Annotated in this window: 12 protein-coding genes; 4 read left to right on the plus strand and 8 right to left on the minus strand. The window is 68.4% G+C overall.

The genetic code is table 11. The features are described from left to right. Position 1: 1 nt before the first annotated feature. Genes prmC through CDO52_RS20885 form a run of 5 tightly spaced genes read right to left on the minus strand, consistent with a single transcriptional unit; the run spans position 2 to position 6,989 of the window. Positions 2 to 2,326 carry a peptide chain release factor N(5)-glutamine methyltransferase gene (gene prmC, locus CDO52_RS20865; protein ID WP_026125969.1) on the minus strand — a complete coding sequence of 775 codons (2,325 nt, stop codon included), beginning with the start codon at positions 2,324 to 2,326 and terminating at the stop codon, positions 2 to 4. Positions 2,327 to 2,347: 21 nt separating this feature from the next. Continuing rightward, positions 2,348 to 3,574: an aminotransferase class I/II-fold pyridoxal phosphate-dependent enzyme gene (locus CDO52_RS20870; RefSeq protein WP_026125970.1), complete on the minus strand. Its 1,227-nt coding sequence runs from the start codon at positions 3,572 to 3,574 to the stop codon at positions 2,348 to 2,350. A 5-nt stretch (positions 3,575 to 3,579) separates the two neighbouring features. Then, on the minus strand, positions 3,580 to 4,557 hold the full coding sequence (locus tag CDO52_RS20875; protein WP_017619665.1) for a prephenate dehydrogenase/arogenate dehydrogenase family protein: 978 nt from the start codon (positions 4,555 to 4,557) through the stop codon (positions 3,580 to 3,582). Then, positions 4,557 to 6,632 carry an aminodeoxychorismate synthase component I gene (gene pabB, locus CDO52_RS20880; protein WP_017619666.1) on the minus strand — a complete coding sequence of 692 codons (2,076 nt, stop codon included), beginning with the start codon at positions 6,630 to 6,632 and terminating at the stop codon, positions 4,557 to 4,559. The genes CDO52_RS20875 and pabB overlap by 1 nt, the downstream gene beginning before the upstream one ends. Before the next feature lie 48 nt (positions 6,633 to 6,680). Beyond that, positions 6,681 to 6,989, minus strand: coding sequence for a chorismate mutase family protein (locus tag CDO52_RS20885; RefSeq protein ID WP_051060820.1), 309 nt, complete (start codon positions 6,987 to 6,989; stop codon positions 6,681 to 6,683). Between the two features lie 471 nt (positions 6,990 to 7,460). On the opposite strand from CDO52_RS20885, the gene CDO52_RS20890 reads away from it, so the two are divergent. Continuing rightward, positions 7,461 to 8,636: a 3-deoxy-7-phosphoheptulonate synthase gene (locus tag CDO52_RS20890; RefSeq protein ID WP_017619668.1), complete on the plus strand. Its 1,176-nt coding sequence runs from the start codon at positions 7,461 to 7,463 to the stop codon at positions 8,634 to 8,636. Positions 8,637 to 8,659: 23 nt separating this feature from the next. On the opposite strand, the gene CDO52_RS20895 is transcribed toward CDO52_RS20890, so the two are convergent. Together CDO52_RS20895 and CDO52_RS20900 are read right to left on the minus strand one after the other, a co-directional pair. Next, positions 8,660 to 8,986 carry a response regulator transcription factor gene (locus CDO52_RS20895; RefSeq protein ID WP_083919937.1) on the minus strand — a complete coding sequence of 109 codons (327 nt, stop codon included), beginning with the start codon at positions 8,984 to 8,986 and terminating at the stop codon, positions 8,660 to 8,662. A gap of 284 nt (positions 8,987 to 9,270) precedes the next feature. Next, complete coding sequence (locus CDO52_RS20900) at positions 9,271 to 10,275, minus strand: helix-turn-helix domain-containing protein (protein WP_161627253.1); 1,005 nt, start codon at positions 10,273 to 10,275, stop codon at positions 9,271 to 9,273. 526 nt (positions 10,276 to 10,801) lie between these two features. Here CDO52_RS20900 and CDO52_RS20905 point away from each other — a divergent pair. Then, a complete protein-coding gene (locus tag CDO52_RS20905) occupies positions 10,802 to 12,238 on the plus strand; it encodes an MFS transporter (protein WP_232524270.1) in 1,437 nt (478 codons plus the stop codon). 25 nt (positions 12,239 to 12,263) lie between these two features. Here the strand turns inward: CDO52_RS20905 and CDO52_RS20910 are convergent, their stop codons facing one another. Next, on the minus strand, positions 12,264 to 14,546 hold the full coding sequence (locus tag CDO52_RS20910; RefSeq protein WP_017619672.1) for a glycosyl hydrolase: 2,283 nt from the start codon (positions 14,544 to 14,546) through the stop codon (positions 12,264 to 12,266). Between the two features lie 324 nt (positions 14,547 to 14,870). Here CDO52_RS20910 and CDO52_RS20915 point away from each other — a divergent pair, with 324 nt between their 5' ends. Beyond that, on the plus strand, positions 14,871 to 16,157 hold the full coding sequence (locus CDO52_RS20915; protein ID WP_232524271.1) for an ABC transporter substrate-binding protein: 1,287 nt from the start codon (positions 14,871 to 14,873) through the stop codon (positions 16,155 to 16,157). A gap of 43 nt (positions 16,158 to 16,200) precedes the next feature. Continuing rightward, positions 16,201 to 17,223: a carbohydrate ABC transporter permease gene (locus CDO52_RS20920; protein WP_017619674.1), complete on the plus strand. Its 1,023-nt coding sequence runs from the start codon at positions 16,201 to 16,203 to the stop codon at positions 17,221 to 17,223.

Below are 17,223 nucleotides of genomic sequence, written 5' to 3' on the forward strand. Positions count from 1 at the left end.
CTCAAGCTTCCGCGATCACGTAGCGGGGGAATCCGTCGTGGTCGGTGTGGCTGGTCAACGACGCGAATCCGGCCGACCGCAGGATGTCGATGACCTCGTCGGCCACGGCATCGTAGTGTTCGATCGCCAGCACGCCGCCCTTGCGCAGCAGCCGGACGGCAGTGGCGGCCACCGAGCGGGTGAGGTCGAGACCGTCCCATCCCGAGTAGACGGCTTCCCTGGGCTGGTGGACCGCCCACTCCGGCGGGATCTGGAGGCTGTGCGGAACGTAGGGCGGGTTGGCCGTGATCAGGTCGACACCACCCTGCAGGTCGCTGAGCAGTGCCGGGTCGGAAACGTCGCCTTGCAGGAAGTCGACCCCGGCGGGGATACGGGCGCCCAGCTGTTCGGCGTTGCGCTTGGCACACTGGACCGCAGTGGCGGACACGTCGACACCGGTGACGGTCGCACCCGGCCGCAGATGGGCGATGGACAGGCCGATGGCGCCGGAGCCCGTGCACAGATCGACAACTCGGGGACGCTCGGCGGCGCAGCGTGCGAGTGCGTCTCGGACCATCGCCTCGGAGTGGACGCGGGGGATGAAGACGCCCTCACTGACGTCGAACTCCAGGTCGAACAGGCGCGCCCGGCCGGTGAGGTACTCCAGCGGCACCCGGTCGGCCCGTCGGCGCACCAGGGTCCGGAACGTCTCGGCCGTGTCGCCCGGGATGGCCGCGTTCAGGTCGAGGTCCTCCACGGATCGGTCGGTCGCATGCGCGGCGAGGGCTAGCGCGTCCTTGCGGGGTGTCCACACCTGGGCCGCAGCGAGGGTCTCCTGCGCCTTCTCGACATGATCGCGCAAGGTCGGACTCTCGGAGCGCGCCGGAGGCCCGAACCGTTCCCGGCAGTTGTCGTAGTAGGAACGCATCCACTCGACCATGGTCGGGTGCAGCCGGGAGGACGCGAGCAGTTCCGGAGGCGGGGTGAACTCGGTGTCGATCTCGTCCGCCCAGCGCGTGTAGATGGGCTTGAGGTCGGCGGCCAGGTACTCCTGCCAGTCGGTCGGGATGTTCCAGTGGTGCTCGTAGCCGGTCGCCAGCATGTGCTCGACCGTGGTGTCGATGACCGTCTCCCGGGACACGCCCGCCAGCGGCGCGCGCTCGGGCGCGAACGCTTCGAGGTCCAGTTCGGGCTGGTCGCCCGACAGCCGCCCGGCGAACTCCCGGGCCAGGAGGGGCGACAGGAACAGGCCGTCGCGGTAGGTGCCGGTCATCATCCACAGGCCGTCCAGCGGTGTCTCCCCCAGCAGCGGGAAGCCGTCGAGCGACACCGGCCGGTTGCCCACGTTGATCTTGACGATGTCGCTGGACCACAGGTTCCGGCGGATCTGCCGGTGGGCGCACCCGATCAGGAACTCCAGGTCGCGCAGGACGGGGTTGGCGAGCGGACGCGGATTGATGATGTTGGTCGCGCCGACGTACACACGGGCCATACCGCGCGGCACGACGTGCAGGCCGCAGGCGAACGCCCGGTTGGGCGTGCGGATCACCGACTCGGGCTGCGTGCCGTCCTGGGTGGTCATCTCAACCGACACCCCGTACCCGGCGACGAGGCGGGGAATGAGGTCGCCGAGACCGGGCACCGATTCCACCAGGTCCTGCGAACCGACGCCGGACGCCAGTACAACCTGCCCGGCGCTCAGCGTCTCGCCGTTGTCCAGCACGACGCCGCTCGCCCGGTCGCCGTCGGTGACGACCGCGGTGGCTTGGGCGTCGACGACACGCACGCCGCGATCGCGGGCGGTACGTTCCAGCCGCCGCAGCAGTCGACCGGAGTCGACCGCGTGCTCGCCCGGGATGTGCAGGGCCTCCAGCGGCCGGGAGTTGGGGTCGGGGTCGAGCCAGGCGATGTCGTCGGGGTCGACCCTCTCGTACGGCTCGTCGTACTTGTCGAGCATGGCGCGGATCGCCGCGAAGTTGCCCGAGTCGATGTGGTCGGTGCCGACCGTGTTGAGGAGCACGGTCGTTCCGGAGGCGGTGAGGATGTCGCGTCCGTCCGAGACGCCACCGGAGATCGTCTGCAGCCATTGCGGCCAGATGTCCTTGGCCTTGAGGTCGAGGTCGAACTTGGCCTGGCCGTAGGCGTTGTCCAGCAGGGACGTGGTGACCTCGCCGAAGCAGCCGAGCATGGCGCCGGCGGCCGAGGATGCCGCGTAGGGGCGATGGGCACGGCCCACCAGCGCGACCGACGCGTGGCGGCCGGCCAGCTCGACGGCGAGCGACGACCCGAGGGCGCCGTTGCCCACGACGATCACGTCAAAGCCCGACACGGACGTTGGGGAGTTCATCCTGGGTACTCCTGATCTCGTTCAGACGGTGGTGAGGTGGCGGGCGATCGACTCGATCTGGTCGGGCGTGTGACTCGCGGAGATCGCGAACCGCAGCAGCCCGGTGCCCTTGGCGACAACGGGGTAGAAGACCGGGAAGCACAGGACGCCGGCCTCGCGGAGCCGCACGGCGCTGGAGAAGGCGGCCTCTTCGCTGGGCATCTCAAGCCCGCGGATCGGCGACCGCACGCCCGCGTTGACCAGCTTCCGGTCATGCGACTGGTCGAACAGCTCGACGTTGGCCCACAGCGCCGCCTGCAGCGTGGCCACGGTCCCGTCCAGGTGCATCCGCGCCGATTCGGCGTTGGCCACCACGTGGGTGATCATGTTCGAGTGCCCGAACACCATGGGGTTGGCCTCGCGCCGCAGGATGGTCGCGTCCTCGGCCGAGTGGGTGAGGACGAAGCCGCCGGATCCGCCGAACGCCTTCGACAGCGAACCGACCAGCAGGACCTCCGGGGGGACCCGGCCGTCCAGCGCCTCGACCGCGTATCCGGCGCCGTGCCGCCCGGTAATCGAGATGCCGTGGGCATCGTCGATGTACAGGTAGCCGCGGTGTTCGGCGACAGCCGCCCGCAGGCTACCGACGTCGATCAGCCCGCCCATGGAGCCGATGCCGTCGACGAGCACGACCGGTGTGCGGCGCTCCGCTGTGGCCCGGTTCAGCGCGTCCGTGAGCGTTTCGGGGGCATCGCTGCGGAACCTCGTCACGGGGCCGACCTGTTCGAGGACGCCCCTGATCGCCTGCATGGAGGCGTGCGCCGTCCGGTCGATGATGAAGAGCGGGCCGTCGGCGGACATCGGGTAGCCGGGGAGGACGCCCGCGCCGAGGAGCGGCAGCACGCCCAGGTGCGCGCTGCTGACCGAGTTGAACACCACGCTGGTCATGCCCGGGTAGATCTCGCCGAGCAGCTCTTCCAGTTCGTTGATCTCGGTCGGCTGCATGCTGTTGCGGGAGGACGAGAAGTGCGTTCCGTACGTGGCGAGGGCGGTACGCACCGCCTGCACCAGGCGCGGGTGGTCCTCCAGCCCCAGATACGAGCAGGAGACGAACTCGACGCATTCGCTTCCGTCGGACAGCCGCACCGTCTTGCCGGACCGGCCGGTGATCGTGTGCCCGGTCAGGCCGGCCGTCACGGCCCGGTCGTACATGTCCGTGGTGGCCGCTGATCTGCGGGCGATCCTGCTGGTCGGCAGCACGTTGTTCATACCGGTCACGTGGCTCCTCGGGTCGGGGCGTGCGTTGGCGGTTGGTGGGTCGGGGCGCGCCGGGACACCAGCGCGCCCAGGACGTGCGCGGCGTCGTCGGCGAATCCGTCGAGGTCGTCGCCGAACCAGTCGCGCAGCCGGGCGAACTCCTCGCGGAAGTCGGCGTCGTCGCCCGTCCCCACCTGGTGGTCGAGGTCCTCGATCGAGGCGAGGAGGGCCTGCCGGGCGGTGTCACCGGGCTCGCCCGAGCTCTGGATGTCCCAGTAGGTCTCTGCGTCGGCCGTGAGCACGCGGGCGGCCATGGCCAGCAGTGCCCTGGTCGGCGGCGGCGCGCAGGCGATCACGTCGGTTGGCGGGAGCCCGAGGCGGGGCAGCGCCCGGGCGAAGCCGAGGACGGCGGCGTGCGTGACCGCCTGGACGGACGTGACGTACCGGTCGTGGTCGTCGGGGTCCAGCGTGTGCACCCGGGCGCCGGTGCCGCCGATCAGGTCGAGTAGCCGTGCGGCGGCCGGGCCGCCGCGGTCGACCGAAGCGGTCACGGTGTTGCCCGCCCAGCCGAGGGACGGATGGAACAGCGGGTTGAGGCTCACCAGTGGCCGTGGGGCGAGCCGCTCCGCGGCGGCCTGGCGGAACCGGTGCTTGTGGGAGAGTGTCTCGACGACGGTGGCCTCCGCGCCCACGCAGGCGTCGAGGACGTCGACGGCCGCCAGCGCGGCGCGTTCGGGCACCGAGACGATGACCATGTCGACACCGGCCAGGATCTGCCGTAGCTCGTCGGGCGGCGCGCAGATGTCGGCCCGGACGATGTCCGGACCGCGTGGCGCGCCGTGCTCCACGGGGGCGTGGGGCTCGGCCGGTGGGTGCGGGTCGACCGCCGTGATGTGCCAACCCGCCCCCGCGAGCAGGCCGCCGAACAGCCGGCCCACGTTGCCGTAGCCGACCACGGCCGCTCGGCCCGGTTCGTGCTGCTGTTGTCGGGACATCAGTGCTCCTCGATGGATGCGCCGAGAGCCGACACCATCGCCCGGGACTTCACGAGCGTCTCGGTGAACTCCTCCTCCGGGTCCGACAGCGCGACGATCGCGCCGCCGACGCCGAAGGTGCAGGAGTGCTCGCTGTTGACGACGGTGCGGATCACAATGCTCAGGTCGGCGGCGCCGCTCAGGGAGATCCAGCCGACGGCGCCGGAGTAGTAGCCGCGCGCCCGCCGCTCCAGGTCGTCGATGATCTCCATGGTGCGGATCTTGGGCGCGCCGGTCATCGACCCTCCGGGGAAGGCCGAGCGGATGCAGTCGACGGCGGTGAGACCTGGGGCGAGCCGCCCCTCGACCGTGCTGACGAGCTGGTGCACGTGCGAGTACGTCTCGATGTCGAACAGCTTGGGAACGCGTACGCTGCCGACCGTGCACACCCGGTTAAGGTCGTTGCGGAGCAGATCGACGATCATCAGGTTCTCGGCCCGGTCCTTGGGGTTGTGGGCCAGCTCGTGGCTGAGCTCGGCGTCGGCCTCGGGCGTCGCGCCCCGCGGCCGGGTGCCCTTGATCGGCTTGGCCTGGACCCGGCCGTCCCCGCGCACCTCCAGGAAGCGCTCCGGGGAGGCGCTCAGCACCGCTGTCGGTCCCGCCCGCAGGTAGGCACCGAAGGGGACGGGGCTCGTCGACCGCAGCCGCAGGTAGGCCTCCAGCGGCGCGTCGAGGGAAGCGGCCTCGGCGGTGTTGGTCAGGCAGATCTCGTAGGACTCGCCGTCGGTGATCGCGTCCAGGCACGAGGCGATGCTGTCGAGGTACTCAGCGCGCGGCTGGTCGAACCGGAACCGGGGAGGTTCCGCCGCCCGGTCACCACGCGGTTCCGTCGGCCCCGCCCCGGCCGACGGTTCCGGGGCGGCGGAGTGCCGGTGGACCGCCGGGACCGTGCGGTCCAGCCACTCCGCGGCGCTGGGGACGGTGTCCGGCGCATGCGTGTCGACCAGTGCCAGCAAGTAGGTGCACTGCTCCTGGTGGTCGACGGCGATCGCCCGGTCGGCGAAGAGCAGCTGGCCGTCGGGAAGCGGCGAGACATGCCGGGACCGTCCCCCGGTCTCGGCCTTCAGCTCGTACCCGAGTGCGCCGACATAGCCGAGGTTGAAGTCGAAGGGCAGTTCCGGGGGATGCGCGACGCGGCGCAGCGCCAGCTGCTCGTTGAGGTAGTCGAAAAACGGGGCCTCGACCCGCGTGGTTCCCACGCCGCACGTGATGCTCCAGGCCTGTTCGGTGACCGAGTAGGCGAGGTGCTCGGCCAGTGGGCCCGAGTCGTCGCCCATGAAGGTGAACCGGCTGAAGGCGGTGTCGGTCCGGGAGCTGTCTAGCCAGAAGGCGTACCGCGCGTCGGAGTACAGGTCGACGAACAGGGACTGGGTGTCGGGGTGGGCGTTGACCTGTCGGCATTCGATCCGGTAGCGCGGGCGACCGCGGTCGGCAACGGATGCCGCCGTCCGGCCGGGCCCGGCGGCCTCCACGAGGGCGCGGAAGTTGTCGAGGAGCTTGGCGCCGTTCTCCGTCAGAATCGACTCAGGGTGGAACTGGACCCCCCACTGCGGCGCCCGCAGGCTGCGGACCCCCATCACCACGCCGTCGGCGGTCCACGCCAGCGGCTCCAGCTCGGCGGGCAGGTCGGTGGCCGCCAGCGAGTGGTAGCGCACGGTCTTGAAGGGGGAGGGGATGCCGTCGAAGAGGTCGCTGCCGGAATGGTGCACCTCGCATACGCGCCCGTGCATGGGCTCGGGAGCGTGGCCGACGCGTCCGCCGTGGAGGTGGCTGATCCCCTGGTGGCCCAGGCAGATGCCGAGCACCGGGACGGCCGTCTGCTTCAGTGCCAGGGCCGAGATGCCCAGGTCGCTTTCCCGCTGGGGCCGGCCGGGGCCGGGGGAGACGACGACGCAGTCGTAGGCGTCGAGGTCGATGTCGGACCAGGGGGTGTCGTTCGTCACCACGTGCGGGGCCCGGCCGTTCACCCGGTGGATGAGGTCACTGAGGTTGTAGGTGAAGGAATCAAAGTTGTCGATGAGCAACGTTCGCAGCATGGGAATGCTCCACATCTCTCGTGCGCGGTCCACCACATGTAGGTGCGGTCACCGCGCCGAAGTGTTTCCCATCACAAGGTCTTCCACCCGGCAGGTTTCGCCGATGATGAGATCGTAAAGACGGCGCAGGAAATCCGGATCAACGCCATGATCCTCGCCGTATCTCGCGGCCCGGTCCTGGACGATTCCTATTCGGTGGGGCTGCATCATGGGGATGTCGTGTTCCCGCTTGTGATGGGCGATTCTGACACAACAGTCGATGCGCTCGCGGATGATTTTCAGGAGGCGCCCATCGATGCCATCGAGCTCCATTCGAAGCTCCGATAGAGCGTCTGTCTCATTCCGGGAATCTGCCATGGATATCGGCCTCGCCCTGAGTCACTTGTCTCGAACTTCGGATGGGATTCAAGCACACACAACACGGCAGAATCCAGCGCTTGTCAGGTTCCTGCCAGAAAGCCGAACGCCAGACGTGCACACATAATTACTTTGTGTGAATGTCACGAGGTGAGGCCATTTTGCAAGGGGAAATGCAGGGATGGGGCTATCTGGGCAGCGTGCTATCGTCCGCTGCGGCAGGACGTTTTCGTCACCTCGCCCACGGACGCATTCACCCACGATCGTCTACGAAGTCGGGATGCCTGCGGCACGTGTCCGACTCAGCCGAATAGGCAACGGAGCCTTGCACTGATTGTTTACCCGGCCTCTCCGTGCCGTACATCGAGAATTTCCGGCGGGGTGCATCCGAATTCAGTTGGCGCCCCAGGTTTCTCCATGGACAACCAATGATTCGCCACACTCTCCATCGATCATCGCAGGCGGTGTGCAATGACCATGTCCCTCAACCCGACGACCGCGGCGGCCGCGCAGCAGCCCGACTGGCCGGACGGTGATCTCCTCGGCCATGTCCGGCGAACCCTGCGTGAGCTGCCAGGACTCACCACTGAGGAGGAGACGGAACAGCTCGGCACGGCGCTGGCCGAAGCGGCACGCGGAGAGGCACTGGTGCTCCAGGGAGGCGACTGCGCCGAGCGGTTCCACGACGCCGTGCCCGCCCGAGTACGTCGCAAGCTCGATCACCTGCAAGGATTGGCATCGGTTCTGCGGGCGGGGACGGACCTCCGCGTGGTGCCGGTCGGCCGAATGGCAGGCCAGTACGCCAAACCGAGATCGGACTCCTACGAGACACTGCCGGACGGCCGTCGGGTGCCGAGCTACCGAGGCGACGCGGTGAACGACCCGGCCGCCGATCCAGCGCTCCGCACGGCTGACCCCACCCGGCTGGTCAACGCCTACGACTGCTCCCGCTCAGTGCTGCGGACGCTGCGCGCCTCCTGGACGGACCGACCGGCCGACGAACGCGTGTACACCGGCCACGAACTCCTTCTGCTCCCCTACGAGGAGTCGCTGGTCAGGACGGGAAGACGGGGAGACTACGCCGCGTCAACGCACTTCGGCTGGATCGGGGCGAGAACTCGTTCTCTGGACGGAGCGCACGTGGGGTTGGCCGCCTCGGTGCACAATCCGATCGGGGTGAAGATCGGGCCGCGCACATCGCCGACCGAGGCCGTCGAGCTGGTCCGGAGACTCAACCCCGACGCGGTTCCCGGACGGCTGACGTTCATCGTGCGGATGGGCGCCGAGCACCTGGAAACGTATCTGCCGCCCCTGGTCGAATCGGTGGCGGCCTACGGCGCGCCCGTCGTCTGGCTAAGCGACCCAATGCACGGCAACACGTTCCGCACGCCCGACGGGGTCAAGACCCGGTCCATGTCGGCCATGCGCGCGGAGATGGAGGGCTTCGTGCGGGTCCTGCGGCAGCACCGGCAATGGCCAGCTGGGATGCACCTCGAACTGACGCCCGATCCGGTGACCGAATGCGTGGACTTTCCCGAGGCCGCCGCAGACCGCCGTGCGTTTCCCGACTTCCGCTCCGCCTGCGATCCGCGGCTCAACCCCGCACAGGCCGAGCGGATCGTGCACGCCTTTCTCGACCTACTGTGAAGCGGGACGTGGAGGCCATCGTCTTATTCGACCCTGCAGCAGATCCAGCCCTCCTGCACCGCTCTTACTCCGGCAGCAAACCTGCTGGTCGCGTTGAGTTCCTCCATGACATTGGCGATCCTGCGCCGGACGGTCCGCACGCTCAGCGAAAGCCGTCGAGCGATCTGCTCGTCGGTGTATCCGAGTGCCAGGTACAACAGAATCTGCTGTCTCACGTCGACGCGTTCGTCGCCCGTGCAGATCAGGCATATGCTCGGACGATCCGTACCCGTCGTCGGCATGTTTTTCCAGCGTGCGGACTCCGAAGAATCGCGGCGGGGCACGGGCACCTTGGACACGAGTTCAGGCATGACTGATTCCCCCTGGTAAAAGTCAACGCTGAAGTCCGGCGCGAATGGTTGACGGCATTCGCGTCGGACGGGTGAGATGGGTCTACCTCAACGCACTGATAATGGAGGGCAAGGCGGACGATGGGTACCACTCTCGTCCATCGGCCTCCATTTATCACGTTCCGCGCAGATAGGCTGACCTGTCACACGCAGGTCTGCACGTAGTTCCAACGATAGGGAGCGCCTCAGGGGTTCCCTCAGGACTGCGGCGCACACCACTGGACTCCCAAGGAACTCCTTCGCCGTCACGGCATGGACGTCACCGGTCGGAACGCCTCGGGGCCGAAGTGCAGGATGCGATACTCGCGCGGCGGAATGCCGTAGGTGGCGCGGAACAGGCGCGAGAAGTAGCTCGGGTCTCGGAACCCCCAGCGCGCGGCAATCACGCTGACCGGCTGCGACCGCTGCCCGGGGTCGACCAGGTGGCGGCGGCACTGCTCCAGCCGGCGCGTGCGGATCCACTCGACGACCGTGGTCTCCTCAGGCTCGAAGAGCTTGTGCAGGTACCGCGTGGAAATGTGATGCGCGCTGGCGATCTGCTGCGGAGACAGGTCGGGGTCGTCGAGCTGCTCATCGATGAACGCGTAGATCCGCGTCAGCAATGCGCCGCGATGGCTCTCCGGCGGAACGTCCGACTCTCGTTCCAGCTGCCGGGCAAAGGCGACGGCCAACAGGTCCAGCAGCGCGGTCGACAGGCGCACTCCGTCGGACCCTTCCACCGGGTCGCTCTCCAGGCTGTCGGACAGCCCGACCAGGAAGTTGGAGACCAGCTGTCCCATGCCGTGCTTCCCAGGGATCCGCACCGCGGTGAGGGGGCGAACGTTATCGACACGGATGGGCAGGAGATGGCGAGGAAACGTCACAGTGACGGCGCGCACCGAGGACTGGGGCGCACAGACCAGGTGGGAAGGCCGTGTGACATCGAGCAGGCCGAAATCACCGTTGTCGAAGTCGGCCTGCCTGCCGTCCTGGTTCAGGACGACAGCAGAGCCCCCCATCTGCAGTTCGAGGAGGTACTCGTCCGTCTCGTCCTGGCGAATCTGCCGTGCGCTGCGGAAGATCTCGTAACTGCCGCTCGCGGAGTATTCGACGAGCGAGTAGTGAACCGCGCCAAGGTTGGTCGACACCACGCGACCCCAGAAGCTGTCGTCCTTCTGATCGATTCGCGTGGTGCACCGCACAAAGTTCTCGGAGACCATGTGCTGCCAGTAGTCGATTCGTTCTCCGGGCGCCACGTCATCCGTGCACACTCGGTCCACCATGTTTCCCCCGCCCTATGCGTCTATCACAGGATATGCGCCAGCATAGGGCGAATCACCGACCGGGCCCTTCGTAAGGGGCACCAGCGTCGCCTGTCAACTGGAATCGTTGGCAGGAAACTGCCAATTCCCCCCACTGCTGCCATTGTTCCGCCCCGAAGTTAGCTGGGCCACAGACGACTCGTCGTCATCCGCCCATTTCCGTGACCCGACGGACACGTGAATCACCCGGCCAGTTCACTCAGGCGGCTCCGTGTGCACTTCCGTCCCAGTCGTGAGCCCCGCACCAGGTGAAACTGCTTTGCCCGGACCATTCAGCGCTGGCTAAGGTTGCCGCCGTCTATCGGGAGTGATCCTCCATCGACTCCGCCCGGGACGATTCCGTTTCCGGTGAGCCCGCATTGGAATGGACGCAATGAACTCTGCCGACGCATCCCTGTCCGCGCCTTCATCGACAGTCTCCGAACGAGCGACGCCGCGAGAATGGGCGGCGCTGGCGGTCCTGACGCTCCCCGTCTTGCTGATCTCCGTGGATATGACGGTGCTCGGCTTCGCTGTACCGCACCTGAGCGAGGACCTGGCGCCCACCTCGGTCCAGCTGCTGTGGATCGTCGATGTCTACTCGTTCGTCCTGGCCGCGCTGCTCGTCACGATGGGTGCGCTCGGCGACCGCGTCGGTCGGCGCAACCTGTTGATGCTGGGTGCGGCGGGCTTCGGTGCGGCCTCCCTCGCCGCCGCCTTCGCACCGAGCGCCGAGGTCATGATCGCGGCTCGGGCGCTACTCGGTCTCGCGGGCAGCACCTTGATGCCCTCGACGCTGGCCCTCATCCGCAACATCTTCCGCGACAACGTCCAGCGCAAGTTCGCCATCGCCGTCTGGTCGTCCGCGCTGGCCGGTGGCTCAGCGCTGGGGCCGGTGCTCGGCGGTACCCTGCTGGAGTTCTTCTGGTGGGGCTCACTCTTCCTCATCAATGTGCCGGTCACCGCTCTCATCCTGGTGCTGACACCGTTCCTGGTACGCGAGTACCGTGCCACACACCCGGCATCCATCGACGCTGTCAGCGCCCTGCTCGTGGCCGCCGCCATGTTCCCGGCGGTGTACGGAGTGAAGAAGCTGGCCGAACACGGTCCCGCGCTCCTGCCTGTGGTGTCGGTGGCAACGGGCGTGCTCTTCGGCTACGTGTTCGTCCGCCGTCAGCTGCGGAGCGAGAATCCCATGCTGGACGTGCGCCTCTTCACCATCCGGGCGTTCAGCGTCGGTGTCTGGCTCAACCTCATCACGCTGTTCACCATGATCGCGGCCCTGTTCTTCCTCACCCAATTCCTGCAGATCGTCCTCGGCATCTCGCCCCTGTGGTCCGGCTTGGCGTTACTGCCCGGGCTGACGCTGGCCATCGCCGCCAGCCTCCTCGCGGTCGGCGCGGCGGCCCGGGTGGGCTTCAGAGGCACGCTCACGGCAGGCCTGGCACTGATGGCGGTGGGTTTCATGGTGCTGACCCAGCTCCCGCAGGGGTCCGCCGCGGTGGCCGCAGTCGGCTTCGCGTTCATCTGCTTTGGCATGGGGCTCACCCAGACGCTCACCAACGACGCCGTGGTGGGATCGGTGCCCGAGCAGCGCGCGGGAGCTGCCTCGGCGGTGTCAGAGACCGGCTACGAACTGGGGGCGGCACTCGGGATCGCGATTCTCGGCAGCGTGCTGTGGGCCTCCTACAGCTCCAAGCTCCATGACGTGCCTGGAGTCCCCGGCGGAGCGATGGAGTCGGCCCGCGACACCCTCGGCGGTGCGGTGCAGGCCGCGGAGTCCCTGGCGCCGGACGCCGCGAATGGCCTCGTCTCCGCAGCACACATCGCCTTCGTCGACGCGATCCACGTAACCAGCGCCGTGGCCGCAGGCATACTCGTCCTCGCCGCAGTCCACACCGCCTGGACGCTCCGTGGCTCCACGACCGTGTAGCAGTCGAAGCCACCTCCGTCAGCGGTCACCCGGTGGCCAGCTCGCCCGGTCGCACGGTCAGAGTGGTCCCGTCGGAGAAGGTCACGGTGATCGGTGACGCGCCGGGGTTGAACGCCGCGTAGGCGCGTGTGCCGCTGTTCTCGAACACCGCGTAGTGGGCGGTGTCGGCGGTGACGGAGGTGTCCACGCGGCCCAGCTCGGCGAGCGCCGTGAGCCACTGGTAGGTGTGCGCCTTCGACGACCCCGCCTCGGGTTCGTAGCTCCGCCACTGCCCCTCGAAAGCACCCAGCGCGCCCTCAGGGTCGGAGAGTGCGCGGTGCGCCCAGTGGATGTCGCGCCACACCTCGGGTTCCCGGCCGAGCCGGTTCACCAGGGAGGCGTACATCGCTCCCGCGTGCTCGGGATCGTGCCCGAGGTAGAGGGAGCTGGCGGTGATCGGCAGGTAGTTGATGCCGTAGTGCTCCTCGTCGGCGCCGTCCCACCAGATCCGGTAGTCGCCGCCGTCGCCCCAGACCATGGCGGCGACGTCGGGTTCGAAGTTCGCGGGGAACGTGTCGGCGTCGGCGTTCTGCCAGTACCGGCTCATCGTCGAGGCCTGGGTGGTGTGCAGGTACACGCCCAGGTCCCGCAGCTCCTCGTCTCCCGTGAGCGCGCCGAAGAGGGCGGTGGCGGCCGCGAAGTGCATTCCCTCGGACGAGGACTCCTTGTTGTTGCCCGAGGCGAAGCCGGCGTGGCCGGAGGCCCAGCCGTGGCCCGCATAGGGGGAGAAGGACCTGAGGAAGGGGAACATGGCGTCGTCGTGGTCTGGGCTGGCGACGTCGCGGATGAGCAGCTTGACCATGCCGCCCCACGCGTCGTCGGCGGCCCAGTCGGGGTCGTAGCGGGCGACGGTGGCCGCGGCCTGGACGAAGTACCCATAATGGAAGTCGTGGTCGTTGAGCTCCGTGTCCGACCCGAAGCCGGCGGGATAGCCGATGAGGGTGTGCCACGTCCCGTCGTAGTAGAACCGACCGCCGCCGCCCGCTGTGGCGGTCAGCCAGTCCTCCAGCCTCCCCCGGAGCAGGTCCAGGAGCGCGTCACGTCCTTCGGGGTGGTCCACGGCCTCGGCGATCGGCACCAGTTGCGCGAGCCGCCCCAGGGCCTTGCCGGTCCAGTAGGTGTCGGCCGCCCCCTTCCAGGGGTCGTCGGCGTTCAGCTCCTCGTCGACCAGTCGCCGCAGCCGGTCGTGGTCGGCCTCGTCGACGGTGGGCATGCTCGGCAGCAGTCCGTGGGTGGTGAGCTCGGTACCGAAGCCGTCGCCCGCCACGACGCGCATCTCCCCGCGCGGGGACGTGTAGCGCAGATCGCCGAGTTCCGCGTCGGTCTCCTTCCACTGGTGGGGGTAGAGGGCGAGCAGGGTCCCGGTCTGCGAGCCCTCGCGGGCCTCGGTGGCGACGCGGTAGTCGGTGGTCAGCACCGCACCGGCCTCGTCGTAGTCGTAGGACACGGTGGTGCCGGTCACGAAGGAGTAGGCGTAGCGCTCGAACTCCGGCAGGTCGTCGGGGCTCATCAGCAGCGCCACCGAGACGTAGCCCGGGGCGTCGGACTCGGTACGCAGAACGGTTTCAGAGCCCGTCCAACCGGTGTCGGAGGGCGCGAACAGCGCGTAGCGGTTGCCGTTGACGGTGGCGCCGACGACGGCGCCTTCGTCGTGCCAGATCTCGGGCTCCGCGGCGAACGTGACCTCGGCCGCTCCGCCGTCGAGGTCGGCATAGGCGAAGGGGAGGCCCTGCCCGACCGTGGTGCGCAGGGTTCGCCGCCCGTCAGCCCACTGCGCGGTGACGGTCCAGTCCCCGTAGTCGGCGACGCGTGTGTCGGGGGAGGCGAGGTTCTCGATACCGAGGGTCAGGTCGGTGGTGTGGCCGAACTCGTACTTCTGACCGTCGGCCACGATCTCTTGGTCGCTGGGGTATCCGATCTCCAGCCCGGCCGCTGAGGGGCGGAACGACAGGGGGTGGGCGAACAGGTTCTCGCCGTACGGGTTGTCCGGGTAGCGGGGGAAGATCAGCGACGACCACCAGTCGTTGGTAGCCGGCGACTGGTCCAGGTCCTCGGTGACCATGGGCTCGACGGGCGCGCCGACCACGTCGCTGGGAGCGGACTCGCCCGGAGGGAGGGCGGTGGTGTAACTGCCCGACCCGATCTCGACCTCATCGGCCGTGGCCGGCGCGGACGTAGCAGGCGCGGCATGGGTCGCGACGAGCACGGCGCCAAGGAGCGCGGCCGTGGCGGGGATACGCCGCCGTCGGCGGCGTGCTGCGGGGGGCATGCGGGGGGTTCCTCTCGTGGGGCGTAGGAGTTGGGAGCGCTCCCAATATGATGTGTAACACGCGGACGGCGTCCGTGAGAACCGGGGCTCGGCGAGGAATTGCGAGACGCGAGGGGCATCCCTCGTTCGTGATGTGGAGAGACCCGGTAACGCCGCTGCGCGGCCCGCCTCCTGGCACACCCCGACCGGGGTAACGATTGCATTGCGCCGCATGGCGCGGGATTGACGCGCTCGACTGGCCCGGGTTGCTGTTGTGGGAGCGCTCCCACACCACGGGTGCCGGGAGGCGATCTGGTGGTTTCGCCTAAGTCAAGGGGTCGCACAATGACCAGACGTGCACGCGGTGGTCGAGCCGTCACCGCGATCGTGATGAGCGGAACGTTACTGGCGGCAGCCGGGTGCAGCAGCGGCGGAGAGGGCGCCGGCGGCGACGTCGAGCTGGTAGTCGAGACGTTCGGGACATTCGGCTACGAGGAGCTCATCGAAGAGTTCGAAGCTGAGACCGGCATCTCCGTCGAGCAGCGGGTCTACGGCGAGCTTGAGGACTACAACGAACAGCTCACCCGGAACATCGCCGCGGGCAGCGGCCTCGGCGACGTGGTGGCGATCGAGGAGGGAATCGTCCTCGACGTCATGCAGTCGGCCGACGCCTTCCACGACCTCAACGACTACGGGGCCGGCGAGATGGAGGACGACTTCCTGGCGTGGAAGTGGGAGCTGGGGCACACCCCCGACGGGCAGCTCCTCGGCCTTGGCACCGACATCGGCGGAATGGCGATCTGCTACCGCGCCGACTACTACGAGGAGGCAGGGCTCCCCAGCGACCGGGACGAGGTCTCGGAGCTCTGGGACACCTGGGAGGACTTCGTGGAAGTGGGTACGGAGTTCGCCGAGTCCGACGTCGACGCCGCCTTCGTGGACACGACCACCGAGTTCAGCAATGCGATCATGCGGCAGTCCGGCGACGTGATGTTCTTCGACGAGGACGGCGAGCTGATCATCGAGGACAGCGAGTCCGTCGCCTACGCCTGGGACATCGCCGGAGAGCTGATCGAGCGGGATCTCACCGCGGAGCTGGAGATGTGGTCCGACGACTGGACCGCCGCGATCCAGGCCGGCGCCTTCGCGACGATGCCCTGCCCCTCCTGGATGCTCGGCCAGATCGAGGAGAACGCCGGTGAGGACGGCGAGGACCTGTGGGACGTGGCCAAGGTCCCGGGCGGCGGCGGCAACTGGGGCGGCTCCTGGCTGGCCGTGCCCACCCAGACCGAGCACCCGGAGGAAGCCGCGCAGCTGGCCAAGTTCCTGACCGGCCGCGAAGGGCAGCTGGGCGCCTGGAAGGCCCGGAACAACCTGCCGTCCTCCCCGGAGCTGCTGCGCAGCGACGAGGTGCGGGAGCACACCAACGGCTACTTCCGCGACGCGCCGGTCGGGGAGATCTACGCCGAGGGCGCGCTGGAGCTGGAGCCGGTCTTCTTCGGCCTCCACCACTTCCCCGTGCAGCAGAGGACCAACAGCGAGGCGCTCCTGTCCTGGGAGCAGGGGCAGGCCACCCGCGAGGAAGCCTGGGACCAGGCCGTGGCGGAAGCCGAGCGGATCGCCCGCCGATAGCCCGCTGAGCTGCCACGACCACCCACAAGGGACGTAGGAGAGAATGAGAGTCCTCAACCGAAGCGGGGGCACCGCGGATGCCGGGCCGCCCGCCCCCGCACCGCCGGGCGCCCAGGCGCCGCAGGCCCCAGGCGGACGCGGGAAGGGACACCGGCAGGGACGCGGGCGCTGGCAGGCGCTGCGCTCCTGGCTGGACCTGCGGGTGTCCCCCTACCTGTTCGTCGCCCCCTACTTCGTACTGTTCGGCGTTTTCGGCCTGTTCCCTGTGCTCTTCACCTTCTGGATTTCGCTGCACGACTGGGGGCTGCTCGCGGGCAACCAGGGGTTCGCCGGGCTGGACAACTACGCGTTCCTGGTCGGCGACGCCAAGTTCTGGCAGGCGCTGGTCAACACCCTCGGGATCTTCGTCCTGGCGGTGGTGCCGCAGCTCATGCTCTCGCTGCTGCTGGCGGACACCCTCAACCGCCGGATCCGGTGGCGCGGGTTCTTCCGGGCCGGGGTGATCCTCCCCTACGTCACCTCGATCGCGGCGATGGCGGTCGTCTTCGGGCAGCTCTTCGGCCGGGATTTCGGGCTGGTCAACTATGCGCTGGACGTCGTCGGCCTCAGCCCTGTCGACTGGCCCAACCAGCGCCTCGCCTCCTGGGCCGCGATCGCCGTGATGATCGACTGGCGCTGGACCGGGTTCAACACGCTGATCTACCTCGCCGCCATGCAGGCGATCCCACGGGAGCTGTACGAGGCCTCGGCCATCGACGGCGCGTCGCGGATGCGGCAGTTCTGGCAGATCACCATCCCGATGGTGCGGCCCACCATTCTGTTCACCGTCATCATCTCCACGATCGGCCAGATGCAGCTGTTCACCGAGCCGGTCGTCTTCGGCCGGGGCTACGAGGGCGGCACCCAGGGCCAGTTCCAGACCGTGGCGATGCTGATGTTCCAGGAGGTCATGGAGTACCAGAACTTCGGCTACGGTGCCGCGATCGCCTGGGTGATCTTCCTGCTGATCGTGCTGTTCGCGGTGATCAACCTGCTGTTCGTCAGTCGCATCCGCGGTGCGGCCTGA

The sequence above is a fragment of the Nocardiopsis gilva YIM 90087 genome, from assembly GCF_002263495.1.
GTDB classification, from domain to species: Bacteria; Actinomycetota; Actinomycetes; order Streptosporangiales; family Streptosporangiaceae; genus Nocardiopsis_C; species Nocardiopsis_C gilva.

Excerpts from the sequence above, each read along its gene's own strand:
- prmC (WP_026125969.1), bottom strand. The coding sequence starts at position 2,326 with ATGAACTCCCCAACGTCCGTGTCGGGCTTTGACGTGATCGTCGTGGGC.
- CDO52_RS20870 (WP_026125970.1), bottom strand. The coding sequence starts at position 3,574 with ATGAACAACGTGCTGCCGACCAGCAGGATCGCCCGCAGATCAGCGGCC.
- CDO52_RS20875 (WP_017619665.1), bottom strand. The coding sequence starts at position 4,557 with ATGTCCCGACAACAGCAGCACGAACCGGGCCGAGCGGCCGTGGTCGGC.
- pabB (WP_017619666.1), bottom strand. The coding sequence starts at position 6,632 with ATGCTGCGAACGTTGCTCATCGACAACTTTGATTCCTTCACCTACAAC.
- CDO52_RS20885 (WP_051060820.1), bottom strand. The coding sequence starts at position 6,989 with ATGGCAGATTCCCGGAATGAGACAGACGCTCTATCGGAGCTTCGAATG.
- CDO52_RS20890 (WP_017619668.1), top strand. The coding sequence starts at position 7,461 with ATGACCATGTCCCTCAACCCGACGACCGCGGCGGCCGCGCAGCAGCCC.
- CDO52_RS20895 (WP_083919937.1), bottom strand. The coding sequence starts at position 8,986 with ATGCCTGAACTCGTGTCCAAGGTGCCCGTGCCCCGCCGCGATTCTTCG.
- CDO52_RS20910 (WP_017619672.1), bottom strand. The coding sequence starts at position 14,546 with ATGCCCCCCGCAGCACGCCGCCGACGGCGGCGTATCCCCGCCACGGCC.
- CDO52_RS20915 (WP_232524271.1), top strand. The coding sequence starts at position 14,871 with ATGACCAGACGTGCACGCGGTGGTCGAGCCGTCACCGCGATCGTGATG.
- CDO52_RS20920 (WP_017619674.1), top strand. The coding sequence starts at position 16,201 with ATGAGAGTCCTCAACCGAAGCGGGGGCACCGCGGATGCCGGGCCGCCC.